At 55.3% G+C, this 14403-nt stretch carries 10 protein-coding genes; 6 read left to right on the top strand and 4 right to left on the bottom strand.

The window, feature by feature from the left end; genetic code table 11:
• The first annotated feature begins 176 nt into the window (after window positions 1-176).
• Together R3I13_RS25045 and R3I13_RS25040 are read left to right on the top strand one after the other, a co-directional pair.
• Window positions 177-1274 (top strand): prolyl oligopeptidase family serine peptidase, encoded by a 1098-nt coding sequence (locus tag R3I13_RS25045; protein WP_346320734.1) that lies wholly within the window; start codon window positions 177-179, stop codon window positions 1272-1274.
• 4 nt (window positions 1275-1278) lie between these two features.
• A complete protein-coding gene (locus R3I13_RS25040; RefSeq protein WP_346320733.1) occupies window positions 1279-2562 on the top strand; it encodes an acetylxylan esterase in 1284 nt (427 codons plus the stop codon).
• Window positions 2563-2641: 79 nt separating this feature from the next.
• Here R3I13_RS25040 and R3I13_RS25035 read toward each other — a convergent pair whose 3' ends face one another.
• The 4 genes from R3I13_RS25035 to R3I13_RS25020 are packed head-to-tail and all read right to left on the bottom strand — an operon-like array spanning window position 2642 to window position 7177.
• Window positions 2642-3823, bottom strand: a complete 1182-nt coding sequence (locus R3I13_RS25035; RefSeq protein ID WP_346320732.1) for a M20 family metallopeptidase — start codon at window positions 3821-3823, stop codon at window positions 2642-2644.
• Between the two features lie 7 nt (window positions 3824-3830).
• Entirely contained in the window at window positions 3831-4865 is a 1035-nt protein-coding gene (locus tag R3I13_RS25030) for a dihydrodipicolinate synthase family protein (protein ID WP_346320731.1), read from the bottom strand.
• A gap of 31 nt (window positions 4866-4896) precedes the next feature.
• The gene (locus tag R3I13_RS25025) at window positions 4897-5913 is read right to left on the bottom strand and encodes an NAD(P)-dependent oxidoreductase (protein WP_346320730.1); all 1017 of its coding nucleotides are present in this window, start codon (window positions 5911-5913) and stop codon (window positions 4897-4899) included.
• Between the two features lie 13 nt (window positions 5914-5926).
• Window positions 5927-7177 (bottom strand): Nramp family divalent metal transporter, encoded by a 1251-nt coding sequence (locus R3I13_RS25020; RefSeq protein WP_346320729.1) that lies wholly within the window; start codon window positions 7175-7177, stop codon window positions 5927-5929.
• A 487-nt stretch (window positions 7178-7664) separates the two neighbouring features.
• Here R3I13_RS25020 and R3I13_RS25015 point away from each other — a divergent pair, with 487 nt between their 5' ends.
• From R3I13_RS25015 to R3I13_RS25000, 4 genes are read left to right on the top strand one after another with little or no spacing between them, the layout of a single operon-like run.
• Window positions 7665-8693, top strand: a complete 1029-nt coding sequence (locus R3I13_RS25015) for a Gfo/Idh/MocA family oxidoreductase (RefSeq protein ID WP_346320728.1) — start codon at window positions 7665-7667, stop codon at window positions 8691-8693.
• 43 nt (window positions 8694-8736) lie between these two features.
• Entirely contained in the window at window positions 8737-11889 is a 3153-nt protein-coding gene (locus R3I13_RS25010) for a TonB-dependent receptor (RefSeq protein ID WP_346320727.1), read from the top strand.
• Between the two features lie 18 nt (window positions 11890-11907).
• Entirely contained in the window at window positions 11908-13437 is a 1530-nt protein-coding gene (locus R3I13_RS25005; RefSeq protein WP_346320726.1) for a RagB/SusD family nutrient uptake outer membrane protein, read from the top strand.
• Between the two features lie 24 nt (window positions 13438-13461).
• Window positions 13462-14379: a DUF5017 domain-containing protein gene (locus tag R3I13_RS25000; RefSeq protein ID WP_346320725.1), complete on the top strand. Its 918-nt coding sequence runs from the start codon at window positions 13462-13464 to the stop codon at window positions 14377-14379.
• Window positions 14380-14403 lie beyond the last annotated feature (24 nt).

Genomic DNA, 14403 nt, shown 5'->3' with positions numbered 1-14403 from the left:
AGGTGCATAATGCTGGCATAGATAACGGCAGCGCGCCGGCCTTTACCACGGCTGCCGGATGTAATTTAACGGCATTCACTGCGGCGCGGACAGCAATGTGTTGCCCGCCGCATCTTTTTCCTGTAATTATCAAAGAATAATTATTATTTTTTACCCCCGGAGGAAATTAATACCGCATGAAATTATTCCACGTTTTACTGCTGCTGGTCCTGCCCGCAAAAGGCCAGGTTCACGTGGCAGACAGCTTCTTCACCGTTCCCCGTGCCTATGCATTTCAATATGGTCCTTATCGCAGCCCGCTGAAGTTTTACAATGGCGATACCGTGAGATCCGCTGCAGACTGGCCACGGCGCCGTGCGGAGATATTGGATACCTGGCATAAGAAGATGGGCCGCTGGCCGGCGGTAGACACGCTGCAAAGGCTGCAATACAAAGATTCCGTAAAGAGAGAAAATTTCACACAATACCGGGTGCGCTACCGGTGGACGCCGCTCGAATATACCGAAGGTTACCTGCTGGTGCCGGATCTGCCCGGAAAAAAGCCCGCCGTGATCACAGTTTACTACAATCCCGAAACCGCCGCGGGCCTCGACGATAAAAAGGACCGCGATTTTGCACTGCAACTGGCGCGGAAGGGATTTGTAACATTGTCTGTCGGCACCACGCAGGCTACAAAAGACCAGACCTTCTCCCTGTATTATCCCAGCCTCCGGGATGCAAAGGTACAGCCACTTTCCATGCTGGCCTACGCCGCGGCCAACAGCCTGGAGGCCCTGGCTAAAGAACCTTTCGTGGATGCGTCGCGCATCGGCATTATGGGGCATTCTTTCGGCGGCAAATGGGCGATGTTCGCCTCCTGCCTGTACGAGAAATTCGCCTGCGCCGTATGGTCAGACCCCGGCATCGTGTTCGACGAATCGCGGGACGGCGTGAATTACTGGGAACCCTGGTACCTCGGCTACACGCCGAAACCCTGGCGTAAAAGAAGCCGCATTTCGCCTGAGAATCCCGCTCGGGGCCTGTATCCACAGCTGGTGAAAGAAGGCTTCAACCTGCACGAGCTGCATGCGCTGATGGCGCCGCGGCCTTTCCTGGTTTCCGGCGGCGCGGAAGATACGCCGGCACGCTGGGTGCCGCTGAATCATACGATCGCGGTGAATAAACTGCTGGGGTACAGCAACCGCGTGGCCATGACCAACCGGGCGGAACACTCACCCAATGCGCATTCCAACGAACAAGCCTTTCAATTCCTCATTTATTGTCTGAAAAAATAAAAGCATGCACAAATTCTCAAGCGTTCTTCTCGGCTTACTTTTCCTGGCCGCCGCAGCCATTGCCCAGCCTGTAGAGCAGGCCGTGAAAGTAGTGGTGGCGCCCGATCATGCCAACTGGCTGTACCATACCGGTGAAAAAGCAAAGTTCACGGTTACGGTACTGCAGAACGGCAACCCCTTGAAAGGCGTAAAGATCGATTATGAAACAGGTCCTGAAAAAATGGAACCTGCGGTGAAAAAGACCGTCACGCTGGCAAACGGCAGCCTGGTGATAGACGGCGGCACGATGAGCACGCCCGGCTTCCTCCGCTGTGTGGTAACGGCGGAAGTGAACGGCAAAAATTACAAACGCCTCGCCACCGCGGGTTACGATCCTGAAAAGATCAAACCGACGGTGGAAAACCCCGTGGATTTCGACAGCTTCTGGGAAAAAGGAAAAGCAGAATTGTCGAAAATTCCGCTCGACGCAAAAATGACGCTGCTGCCCGAACGCTGCACCGAAAAGGCGGACGTGTACCACGTGAACCTGCAGGGCTACGGCCAGTCCAGGTTGTATGGCATTTTGTGCGTGCCGAAAAAAGAAGGTAAATATCCCGCTGTGCTGCGTGTGCCCGGCGCCGGTATCAGGCCGTATGCGGGAGACGTTACAAGGGCTGACAATGGTGTGATCACTTTCGAGATCGGCATACACGGCATCCCGGTGAACATGGATCCCGGCGTTTATACGAGCCTCGCCGCCGGTGCGCTGAATGGTTACCCCGTGTTCAATATGGATGACAAGGACCGTTACTACTACAAACGCGTTTATCTCAACTGTGTACGGGCAAACGATTTCATTGCCGGCCTCGCGCAATTCGACGGTAAAAATCTCGGTGTGCAGGGCGGAAGCCAGGGCGGCGCGCTGTCTGTTGTTACCGCTGCGTTGGACCCACGTGTAACCTGCCTTGCAGCCATGTATCCCGCGCTCAGCGACGTGACCGGCTACTTGCATAACCGCGCCGGCGGCTGGCCGCACATGTTCTACAAAAGGAATGAGGATAGGGAGGATTTTATTGCCACGGCAGGTTATTACGATGTGGTGAACTTTGCCCGCCGCGTGAAAGCGCCGGGCCGTTATACCTGGGGCTTCAATGACGAAACCTGTCCGCCCACCTCCATGTATGCTTCCTACAACGTGATCACCGCGCCGAAAGAACTGTCGCTGTACCTGGAAACAGGCCACTGGGCTTATCCTGACCAGCATGATGAGCAGAACAGCTGGCTGATGGAAAAACTGAAAGGAAAATAGAACCGTGCCCGGTTTAATTCATAAAGAAGGGGCTGTCTCATGAGACAGCCCCTTGTATTTTGCAGGCGTCATGCATATGTTATAAACTTTTCAGCGCCAGCCAGGCCATCAATCCTGCGCCTGTTTCGAGGCTGCTTTCATCCAGGTCGAAAGTAGCGGTGTGCAGGCCGGAAGTAATGCCGCGCGCTTCGTTGCGCACGCCGAGGCGGTAAAAGCAGGCATCCGTCAGTTGCGAGTAGGATGCGAAATCTTCCGCGGCCATCCAGATGGGGAGGTCCACCACGTTTTCTTTTCCAAGGTATTCCTCCGTCAGTTGCCGCGTGGCGGCCGTCAGTTTTTCCTCGTTGATCAGTACGGGATAGCCTACTATGATCTTCACCTCGCAGGTTCCTCCCATGCTTTCCACGATGCTCTTTGCCATGGCCTCTATCCTGCGGTGCGCTTCGAAGCGCCAGGCTTCGTCCATGGTGCGGAAAGTGCCGTCTATCGTGACTTTATCCGGTATCACGTTGTGCGCGCCGTTGGCGGTCACTTTGCCGAATGAAAGCACGGATGGTGTGGTGGGATTGGCATTCCTGCTCACGATCTGCTGCAGGGCAACGATCATGTGGCTGGTGATCAGCACGGGGTCTATGGTTGTATGAGGCATAGCGCCATGGCCGCCTTTCCCATGCACGGTAATGTAGATCTCATCTGCGCTGGCCATGTACCTGCCCGCGCGGAACCCGATCTTGCCGGCTTCCAGTTCGGGCATCACATGCTGGCCGAGGATGCACTGCGGGGCCGGGTTTTGCAGTACGCCTTCACGAATCATGATGCTGGCGCCGCCGGGCGTGCATTCTTCCCCGGGTTGGAAAATGAACTTGATGGTGCCGGCAAATTCCTGCTCCATTGATTTCAGGATGGCGGCGGTGCCCAGCAGGGAAGCGGTATGCCCGTCGTGCCCGCAGGCGTGCATGACGCCCGGTGTTTGCGACTTGTAAGGCACTTCGTTCAACTCGTGGATAGGCAGCGCGTCCATGTCTGCGCGGAGTGCGACCACTTTATCAGACATTCCTTTTTTGCCCTGCAGCAGGGCCACCAGGCCGGTGTTGGCCATCCTTTCATAGGGCAGGCCGATGGCGTCCAGCTTTGCGGCTACGAAGGCGGCTGTGTTCTCTTCGGTAAACGAAAGCTCCGGGTGCGCATGCAGGTGCCGCCGCGTTTGCACTGCTTCTTCGTGTATGCGGCGGGCTTCTTCCCTGATCCTTTCTTTCAACATATCACTGTCAGATTTTATCCTTCTCAAGGAACGCCTTTACGAACGCATCATCCGTTAGTTCTGGATAGGCGGCCGTTACGCGGTCGATCTCTTCCAGCTGGCCGGGGGAAAGCGTTTCCTCCGGGTCCAGGCACCAGGTGCCTTCGAGGAGGCCCTGCCTGCGGAGTACTTCGTGTATCCCGGCAATAGAGCCTGCAAAGGCATGCGAAGGGTCGAACAGCGCGGCGTTCATGTCTGTAACGGCAATGCCTATACGCAATACTTCCTGCGGGTTCATGTGGCGGATGTCCGCAAACAGGGAGGCCACATTGCTGGTCCATACAGACCAGTGCCCGAGCAACCCGCCGGCAAAGCTTTTCTCCACGGTCTGGCCGTTCACATTGAAACGGTAGGTGGTGAGAAGGTCCGCCAATATGTTGTCGTCGTTCCCGGTGTAGAGCGCGATCTGGTCACGGCGGGGGGAGCTGCATACGGCACGCACCACGTCAAGGGTCTGGTAGCGGTTGAACGGGGCCGTTTTGATGGCCTTTACGTTCGGGATGGCCGCCAGCTGTTCCCAGAAATGGTAACTCAATATACGCCCTCCTACGGAAGGTTGGAGATAAAATCCGAAAACGGGTATTTCGGCGGCTACGGTCCTGAGGTGTGCGATCAGCTCGTCTTCGCCCAGATGCTGCAAGCCGCCCAGGCTCACGAGACCGAGGTGGTAGCCGAGGTTTACCGCCAGCCGGGCTTCTTTTACGGCCTGTTCCGTTGGCCCGCATACGCCGGCCACTTTGATGAAGGGGCGGTTCAGCTTTGCTTTTTCAATTTCTTCCGCGGCCAGCCGCAGCACTGTTTCGTAAAGATTTATGGAAGGATGGCGGATGGCGAATTGCGTGGTATGTACGCCCACGGCCACGCCGCCTGCGCCGGCGGCGATGTAGTAACGTGTAAGCCTGCGCTGGCGGGCTTCGTCGAGCTTACGCTCCGCGGTGAGCGCAAGCGGGTGCGCCGGTATCACGGTGCCGGCATATAGCAGTTGTTCTATGGATGGTTGCATGGTCTGAATTAGTTTTATCACTTTAGGCTCTCTAAAATTTCCCCGCTCTTTCCTGGAAATGGGTGGGTTTCTGGATGGTGGCGCCGCCCTGTTGCAGCCATTCCGCCGTCAGGCCGATCATTTGCAGCAGGCCGGTTTTCGGGTAGCCGAAGAGGCGGAAGCTTTCAGCCGCGTTGCTCAGCAGGGCGGTAGGCTGTTCTTCATTTATGAATTGCGGCGTTTTTTGCATGATCTTCCCGAATTGCTCCGCGATCCAGCGCACCGGCGCTGTTTCAGGGCCGGTGATATTGAGGAATTTGGCCGGCGCGCTGCAATGATGGAAACTGCGCAGCGCCATTTCATTGGCGTCGCCCTGCCAGATCACGTTCACATGGCCCATGCGCAGGTCGATGGGCTTTTCTGCCAGCACGCTTTTCGCGATCTCCAGCAATACGCCGTAACGGAGATCGTTCGCGTAGTTGAGGCGGTATACGAGGATGGGCGTGTTGTATTTGTTGGAAAAATGTTCGAACACGCGTTCGCGGCCCAGGCAGGATTGACCGTATTCGCCTATCGGGGCGGGCGTTGTGCTTTCGTCTGCCCCGCCTGAAAATACCGGCGTAAAAGGATACACGTTGCCCGTGCTGTATACCACGATCTTCGAGTTCCTGTATTTCTCCGCCACACGGCCCGGCAGGTAAGCGTTCATCGCCCAGGTAAAGGCTTCTTTGCCGGTAGTGCCAAACTTGGTGCCCGCCAGGTACAGCACGTTGCGCGCATCCGGCAGTTTGGCGAGATCGTCTTCGTTCATCAGGTCTGCCGCAATGGCTTCCACGCCGTACGATTCCAGTTCTTCTTTAAGCCCCGGCTCGGTCAGGCGAGACACGCCGGTCACTTTACGCGGCACGCCGGAAAGATCCACCGCCTGTTTTGCCAGTTTAGCCAGGCTGGGCCCGATCTTTCCGCCTACGCCAAGAATAAGGATATCGCCTTCCAGCTTTGCAACATCGGCCACGAGGGCAGGAGAGGGCTGCAATAGCTTGTCTACCGTTGTTTGTATATTTTTCATGAAGATTAAATTATCAGGAGAAGAATAAAGTTTTCACATTACTGGCCGCCAGCAACAGCATAATAATAAGCCCGATTGCGCCCGTGACCTTGATAAAAGGCGTGTTCTTATAAGGGCCCATGATCTTTTCATCGTTTGCAGTGAGATACAGCGCGATGCCAATGAAAGGCACAATAAAGATCGTTACCGCCTGCGCCACTACGATCAGTTCCAGCGGCAATTTCCCGAATACGATGGCGACCACCGCGCCTATTACCATCACTACACCAATCAGAAAGCGTACCATGGAAGATTGCAGCTGGCCGGTGTACCCGAGCGCATCGCCGAGCAGCGTGCCGCCGAGGGCCGCGTTGCCGATCACGGAAGAGAAGGACGCGCCGAAAAGGCCGGAAAGGAAGAGGGCGGAGGCAAGGTTACCGAATATGGGTTCCAGCGCGCGCGCCATGTCTGTAGCCGTGTTCACCGGGATGCCTTTAGCGTGCAGCACTGCCGCGGAGCATACCATCACGATGGCGCTCAGCAGGCCGAGGATGATCATGCCGGGATATGTTTCACGCCCGGTCTGTTTGGCCTGCGGCTGCAGGCGCTTACGTTCCTGCACGAGGTAGGATTGATAGAGGGCGCCTACAATGGAAAAGCAGGAGGCCGTAAAGGCGATCACCAGCTGCAGCGAACCCGCCGGCACGGAAGGTGCCAGTCCTGCCGCCATGCCCGCCACGGAAGGTTTGGAAAGGAAAAGAGTAGCGATAAAAGCGACCAGCATCAGCGCGATCAGTACGATCATGATCTTTTCCAGTGCTTTGTAGAACGCGCGGTAAAACAGCATGCTGATGGCCAGTATGTTGAATACCACGATCCAGGTTACCGGGCTGGTATGCGTAGCTTCCGCCACCGCGATGCCGGTACCGATGGAATTGCCCGCCTGGAAGGATGCGCAAACGAAGAATACGCCGATGCCGATGGCGATGCGCGCGCCGTTGCCCCATTTGCGGCCGATAGTGGTGAGAATGGATTCGCTGGTGGCAATGCCCACCCTTGCCGCCATGGTGGCAAACACGATCATAAAAAAAATAGCGGCCACTACCAGCCAGAGCAGGCCGTACCCATACCGGGCGCCCATCATGGAAGTAATGGTGATCTTGCTGGGACCGAATACCAGGGCCGCGGTGATCATTCCCGGCCCGATAGCCTGCAGCCAGTTCCTGTACCTGGAAGCAGGGGCAGCCGTTGCCTTGGGTTCCTGCATAGCAGTGGTGTTGTTCATTGAGCGTTTAATTTTGGTTTCCTGAAGAACGAAAAAACGGGTAGAATGCCGAAGATATATCGCCGGCAAAGCAGTATAAAAACGACCGGAATTAACGGGGTTTCCGGGTACGTACACGAAAGTACATGCCCGGGATCATAAATGCAAATATTTTCCGCAGAAAAAAGGAGAGGGTTTTGCAAGGGTGTTTGCCGGTATATTCCTTGATTGTAAATCTGCCCCTTCGGCCTGTTTTACCAGTATTTAATGAGAAATATCCACCAGTTCAGGTAAAATGCTTTGCAGTTTCAGGAAATATTTTCTAATTTCCGGGTGCGTACCCGACAACCGGGTAAATACATCAACCAGGCTGCCCGTCAGCCTGATTTTGGAAGAAGGAACGGGTACGTACACGAAAATTGCCTTTCTTCCCCGGGATTTCAACCATTTAACCTATTATATAGATAGTCAACCGAATCATTCAGCTTAATTAATCAGACTGTTCCTCATGACGCATTTGTATGACCGCCGTAAATTCCTGCAAACGATTACCATCGCCGGCGCTGGCGCCGGATTGGCCGCAGCCCTTCCTTTCAGGGCCCTCGCTTCATTCGCCGGTCCCGTACGCATCGGTATTATCGGCTGCGATACTTCGCATGCCGTAGCTTTTGCCAAAACCTTCAACAGCGCTACGCCCGTACCCGGCGTGGAAGGATTTAAAGTAACTGCCGCTTTCGCGGAAGCCAGCCCGGATATTGAAAACAATATCAAACGTTTGCCGGGTTTTGTAGAAGAACTGAAAAAACTCGGCGTCGAAATGACTGATTCCATCGACGCGCTGGTGGCAAAGGTGGATGTGGTAATGGTGGAATCTAACGACGGGCGCCCGCACCTGCGGCAGGCATTGCCTGCACTGAAAGCGGGTAAGAAAGTGTTCATAGACAAACCGCTGGCCGCTTCCCTGGCCGAAGGCATGGCTATCTTCGACGCCGCGCGCCAGTACAACGCGCCGGTATTCTCCGCATCCTCCCTCCGTTACATGGAAAGCGCGCAGGCCGTAGCCGGCGGATCGGTCGGGAAAGTATTCGGGGCGGACGCATTCAGTCCCTGTCACCTCGAAAAAACGCACCCGGATATTTTCTGGTACGGCATCCACGGCGTGGAAACGCTCTTTACTGTGATGGGTCCCGGTTGTAAATCAGTGACCCGGACGCACACAGAAACCACGGAAGTGATCGTGGGCACCTGGACAGACGGGCGCATCGGCACTTTCCGCGGCAACCGTGCCGGCAAATCGGAATACGGCGGAACCGTATATGGCGAAAAAGGCGTGGCAAAGCTTGGTCCCTTTAATGGCTACGTGCCGCTGGTAGTGCAGATCGCGGAGTTTTTCAGGACAGGCAAGCCGCCCGTGCAGGAATCGGAAACGCTGGAAATACTCGCGTTCATGGAAGCGGCAGATGAGAGCAAACGTAAGAACGGCGCGCCGGTAACGCTGGAAGCCATGTATAAACGGGCGAAGAAACGCCGCAAGTAACTCCTTTTAATAGCATACTCTTTATCACCAAAATTTTCTGATCATGAAATCGGAACGATATACCTATGCATGGCGGGGTACGGGATACCTCCTGCTTTTGCTGTTCCTGCTTCCGGTGTTTTCTTTCGCGCAAAGTCCTTCGCCTGTAAATGGCAGGGTCACCGCAGCCGGCTCCGGTCTTGGATTGCCGGGCGTTAGCGTGAAAGTGAACGGCACCAGCCGGGGCGTTACCACCGACACCAGCGGCCGTTTCCGCATTACGGCGCAGCCGGGCGAAACCCTGGTGTTCAGCTACGTCGGCTTCGAAAGGCTGAGCTTTACGCTGAAAGACCAGACCTCCATCAACATTACACTAAAAGAAGCGGCGAAAGGAATAGATGAAGTGGTGGTGATCGGCTACGGCGCTGTTGCGAAAAAAGACCTTACCGGCTCCGTCAGCAAAGTGAATATGGACGATCTTTCCAAAGCCCCGGTGCTCAATTTCGATGAAGCGCTGGCCGGCAGGATGGCCGGTGTGCAGGTTTCTTCAGGAGAAGGCCAGCCCGGCTCGCAGATGAACATCGTGATACGCGGCGCCAACTCCCTCACGCAGAGCAACGCGCCGCTTTACGTGATAGACGGCTTCCCCATGGAAGACCCCGAAAATGCTTCCATCAACCCCGACGATATCGCCTCGATCGATGTATTAAAAGACGCTTCCGCCACCGCCATCTACGGCGCCCGTGGCGCCAACGGCGTGATCGTGATCACCACCAAAAAAGGAAAGCCGGGCAAACCTGTTGTAACCTACAGCGGCAGCTATGGCGTGCAGAAGGTGCTGAAGACCATCCCCATGATGGACCCTTACGAATTCGTGAAATACCAGTACGACCGTAATGCGGACCTCGCGACTGAATCGTATTTGCAGAACGGCAAAACGCTGGAATCCTATAAGAATGAACCCGGCTACGACTGGCAGAGCTACATCTTCCGCACCGCGCCCATGACGACGCACAACCTTTCCCTGAGAGGCGGCAATTCGCAGACGCAGTACGCGCTCTCCGGCTCGGTTTCCAACCAGGAAGGGATCATCATCAAATCAGGTTTCAAACGTTACCAGGGCAGGGCCAGCATAGACCAGGTGGTGAGCCCCAAGGTAAAGACCGGCGTAACGATCAACTACAGCAACACCACGCAAACGGGTGCGTCTCCTTCCGCCGATGCTTCGCAGAGCACGAACTACCTGCTGTTCAGCGTATGGGGCTACCGCCCTGTGAGCGGCGCGGGTATTGACCTCACCGAAGACCTTTTCGATCCGACCATTTCCGACGCGGCGGATCACCGCATCAACCCCGTGATCAGCACGCAGAACGAGCTGCGCCTGCGCGGTATCAAAAACTTCACTGCCAACGCCTATATCGATTATAACATCACAAAAGAGCTGCTGCTGAAAGTGACCGGCGGCATCAACAACCAGGTGGGCCGCAGCGACGCGTTCTTCAACAGCATGACCCACAAGGGCACCCCGCTGTTCCCCACCAATGTACAGGGCATCAATGGCTCCGTGAGCTACGATGAGCTGAACACCTGGGTGAATGAGAATACGCTCAGCTACCGCAAGACCTTCAAAAAAGTACATAAGCTGGATGTGGTGGCCGGCATGACCATGCAGGGCGGCAAACGTTCGCGCTACGGTTTCGCGGCGCAGCAAGTGCCCAACGAAGAACTGGAGCTGAGCGGGCTGGATGAAGGAATTCCTTACCAGGCCTATGCTTCAGAGGGCAATTACACCCTGGCTTCTTTCCTGGGCCGTGTAAATTACGGTTACCGGTCGAAGTACCTGTTTACAGCAAGCCTGCGCGCGGACGGATCTTCCAAGTTCGCACCGGAGAACCAGTGGAGCTATTTTCCTTCCGCCGCTTTCGCCTGGCGAATGAGCGGGGAAAAATTTATGAAAAGCCTGTCTTTCATATCCGATGCCAAACTGCGCATCAGCTACGGCGTAACGGGCAACAACAGGGTGGGGGATTTTGATTACATGCCTTCCCTTCAGCTGCCCATCAGCGCATCCTATTCTTTCAACAATGCCACACCTTCCAAAGGCGTGATACCCGGCACTATCGGCAACCGAAACCTGAAGTGGGAAAGCACGGAACAGGTCAACCTCGGTTACGATCTCGCGCTTTTCAACAACCGCATAGAGCTGACGGTAGACGCATACCGCAAAACCACGCGTGACCTGTTGCTGCAGGCCAATGTGCCCTATACCACCGGGTTTGAGACGGTCTTCAAGAACATCGGCAGCGTACGCAACCAGGGGCTGGAGTTTTCGCTCAATACCGTGAATGTGAACGCGAAACATTTCACCTGGAGCAGCAGCTTCAATATCAGCTTCAACCAAACCAAAGTGCTGGCATTGGCGGAAGGCGAAGAAGCCCTGCTGACGCCAATGAGCTGGGATTCCGGTTATAAAGGCGCGTTGTACATTGCCAGGCGTGGACAGTCTACTTCCCTGTTCTATGGCTACATCTGGGACGGGCTGTACAAATACGAAGACTTCATCGAAACCGCCCCGGGTTCATATGTACTGCGCAAGGACGTGCCCGCCAATACGGATACCCGCGATATGATCAAGCCCGGCCATAACAAGTTCCGCGACATCAATGGCGATGGCGTGGCCAACAGCAGCGACATGACCGTGATCGGTCGCGGCCTGCCGATTCACACCGGCGGTTTCTCCAACAACTTCACCTACAAAGGTTTTAGCCTGAACGTGTTTTTCCAGTGGTCTTACGGCAACGACATCATGAACGCCAACCGACTGATGTTTGAAGAGAACGTCGGCAACCGCAACAACCTGAACCAGTACAAATCGTATGTAAACAGGTGGAGCCCTGAAAACCCGGACAGCGACATTCCCGTGAGCCGCGGGCAGACCATGTATGGGATCTATTCTTCCCGCGTGATAGAAGACGGCAGCTACCTGCGCCTTAAAACGCTGAGCCTGGCATACGCGCTTCCCGGCCGCTGGCTGCAACCTGCGAAGATCAGCAACGTGAGCCTCGCCGTTTCCGCACAGAACCTCTGGACCTGGACCAGTTATTCCGGCATGGACCCTGAAGTGTCCGTCCGCCACAGCGCGCTCTCTTCCGGTTTCGATTACTCCGCTTACCCGCGTGCCCGCACGGTCACTTTCGGTATAAAAGCAACCTTCTAACCTGTAAATACAATGGTTATGCAACGCATTTGTTTATTCATAGCGGCATTGGTAATAATAGGGGCAACAGGCTGCAAAAAGTTCCTGGATACCAAGCCTAAGGATTTCCTGACGCCCACGGCCTATTACAATACCGAGGAGCAGCTGAACAACGGTCTTACCGCCGTGTACGACATCCTCGCCGCTTCTGAACTGTATTCCAACAATTTCACCAGCAGGATGGGCACCGAAGCCGATCTTGGCTTTTATGCCCGCAGCACCTTCAACGGGCCGCAGGTGTATACGCATACTTCTTCAGACAACCTGGTGACCGGCACCTGGCAGAAGCTGTACACCGGCATCAGCAGGGCCAACGTGGTGCTGGCGAATATCAACCGGCCTAAAATGAGCGATTCCGCCCGTGCGCGCATCCGCGGTGAAGCGCTGTTCCTGCGCGCGTACTATTATTTCCTGCTGGTGAGCAACTGGGGCGATGTGCCGGTGATACTGGAACCTGTGACCTCCGCCACCGGCAACGATGTGGCCAGAACGCCCGCTAAAGAAGTGTATGAGATGATCGTGAAGGATATGAAAGAAGCCGAAGGGCTGGTGAATACCATCACCGCCGCGGGTTTCTCCGGCCGTGTAACGCAATCTGCCATCAGGGGCATACTGGCGAGGGTATACCTCTATTGGGCAGGTCATCCCATCAAAGACGAAACCAAATACGCCGATGCGCGCGAATGGGCGCTGAAGGTGATGGAATCGGGCCTGCATGAGCTGGATACTTCCTATTCGCAGATATTCATCAACTATGCGCAGGACAAATACAACATCAGGGAAAGCATCTGGGAAGTGGAGTTCTGGGGCAACCGCCTGGGCAACGCTTACGTGGAAACCGGCTGGATCGGCTATACGGTGGGCATTGCCACTACCGACACTGAAATAGGTTTCAGCTACGGATTCATCAACGCCACCGCCAGACTGTACCGCCTGTATCAGGAGGGTGATGTGCGCCGCGACTGGTGCATTGCACCGTTCAAGTATTCCGGCAAGAACAAAGTGGCCCATGCCGCCAACCAGCTGTATCACCGCAATGCAGGCAAATGGCGCAGGGAATATGAAACGCTGAACCCTAAGGCGCCCAGCACCACGCCGCAGAATTTCCCCATTCTCCGTTATTCCGATGTGCTGCTGATGTTCGCGGAAGCGGAGAATCACATCAACGGACCTACCCCTGACGCGTACAATGCCATCAACGCGGTGCGCAAAAGGGCCAAGGCGCCTGAGTTTGAAAATCTTGGCGGCAAAGAGGAATTTTTTACGGAGTTACAGGAAGAGCGTTCGCGCGAGCTGTGTTTCGAGGCGCTGCGCAAACCGGACCTGATCCGATGGGGCAAATTCCTGGAAACAATGGAAAGCGCCGGCAACGAGATCGCGTCTGAAGCAGGCACTTACGCTTATGCTACGATCGCATTCTTCAACGTGTCCGCCAAACACCTGCTGTTCCCGGTTCCGGCGCGCGAGCTGATGCTCAACCGGAAGCTGACGCAGAACACCGGCTGGTAATTCATTCCCATCAAACAATACCGCATGAAAAATATTCTCCGCATATTGCTGCCTGCGCTTATGTTGCAGGCATGCAGCAAAGAAATAGACACGGAAACGCCCACGCTGGAAGTGGTGGCAGAAAAGAGTACCATCAAAGCCGGGGAAACCGCCAGTTTCCGCATCAGCAGCAATGCCAATGTGCTTAGCTTCTATTCCGGTGAAGTACTGAAAGATTATAATTACCGCGCAGGCCGCAGCGTAGACCTGGACAGCCTGCGTCTTTCATTTTCCACTTCGCTGAACTACGGCACGCAGAAAGACCAGTTTGCCGTATTCCTTTCTACAGACTTCAACGGTGATTACACCGCGGAAGGCGTGAAAGCGGCAACCTGGGAAAATATCACTTCCCTCTTCAAACTCGCCCCGGGCAACAGCAATACCGCTATCCCCGCGGGTGTAAAGAACCTGACCTCGTATACAGTGAAAGGCAAGCCGCTGTACATCGGGTTCCGCTTCATCGTGAAACCGCAAACGGCTAACGGCGCGTCCAAACTATGGACCATGAGCGGTTTTTCGGTCACGGGCCACAGCATACTCGGCGCGCAGGTGCTGGCCGATCATAAGTCTGCCGGCTGGCGCGTGATCCAGCAGGGGCTGCACGACCCGGGCAGGGGAGCGGTGATACAGGCCGCCCAGCTGGCGTTCTATGGCAACAACCTGGACTATAAAGAAGAACTGGTGGAAGACTGGGTGATCACCAAAGCCATTGAAACCGGCGCCACAGATATGGGGCCGGATTGGGGCACCGGTATTAAAACCCTGGCGGAACCGCCACTGGCCAACTACCCGTACACCTACGAAAAGCCCGGGAAATACCTGGCAACTTTTGTTGGCAGTAACGTGAACAGTCACCAGGAGAAAAAAACGATCCGTCAGGTAGAGATCACCGTTACGCCTTAAAGACATTCTACATCGCTATCGACT

The organism is Chitinophaga sp. YIM B06452 (genome assembly GCF_039655965.1).
GTDB lineage: Bacteria > Bacteroidota > Bacteroidia > Chitinophagales > Chitinophagaceae > Chitinophaga.
This window is presented reverse-complemented; position numbering and strand designations above follow the sequence as displayed.

Bases quoted from the DNA above. Each gene is read 5' to 3' on its own strand.
- R3I13_RS25045 (WP_346320734.1), top strand. From the start codon at position 177: ATGAAATTATTCCACGTTTTACTGCTGCTGGTCCTGCCCGCAAAAGGC.
- R3I13_RS25010 (WP_346320727.1), top strand. From the start codon at position 8,737: ATGAAATCGGAACGATATACCTATGCATGGCGGGGTACGGGATACCTC.
- R3I13_RS25000 (WP_346320725.1), top strand. From the start codon at position 13,462: ATGAAAAATATTCTCCGCATATTGCTGCCTGCGCTTATGTTGCAGGCA.
- R3I13_RS25005 (WP_346320726.1), top strand. From the start codon at position 11,908: ATGCAACGCATTTGTTTATTCATAGCGGCATTGGTAATAATAGGGGCA.
- R3I13_RS25015 (WP_346320728.1), top strand. From the start codon at position 7,665: ATGACGCATTTGTATGACCGCCGTAAATTCCTGCAAACGATTACCATC.
- R3I13_RS25035 (WP_346320732.1), bottom strand. From the start codon at position 3,823: ATGTTGAAAGAAAGGATCAGGGAAGAAGCCCGCCGCATACACGAAGAA.
- R3I13_RS25030 (WP_346320731.1), bottom strand. From the start codon at position 4,865: ATGCAACCATCCATAGAACAACTGCTATATGCCGGCACCGTGATACCG.
- R3I13_RS25040 (WP_346320733.1), top strand. From the start codon at position 1,279: ATGCACAAATTCTCAAGCGTTCTTCTCGGCTTACTTTTCCTGGCCGCC.
- R3I13_RS25025 (WP_346320730.1), bottom strand. From the start codon at position 5,913: ATGAAAAATATACAAACAACGGTAGACAAGCTATTGCAGCCCTCTCCT.
- R3I13_RS25020 (WP_346320729.1), bottom strand. From the start codon at position 7,177: ATGAACAACACCACTGCTATGCAGGAACCCAAGGCAACGGCTGCCCCT.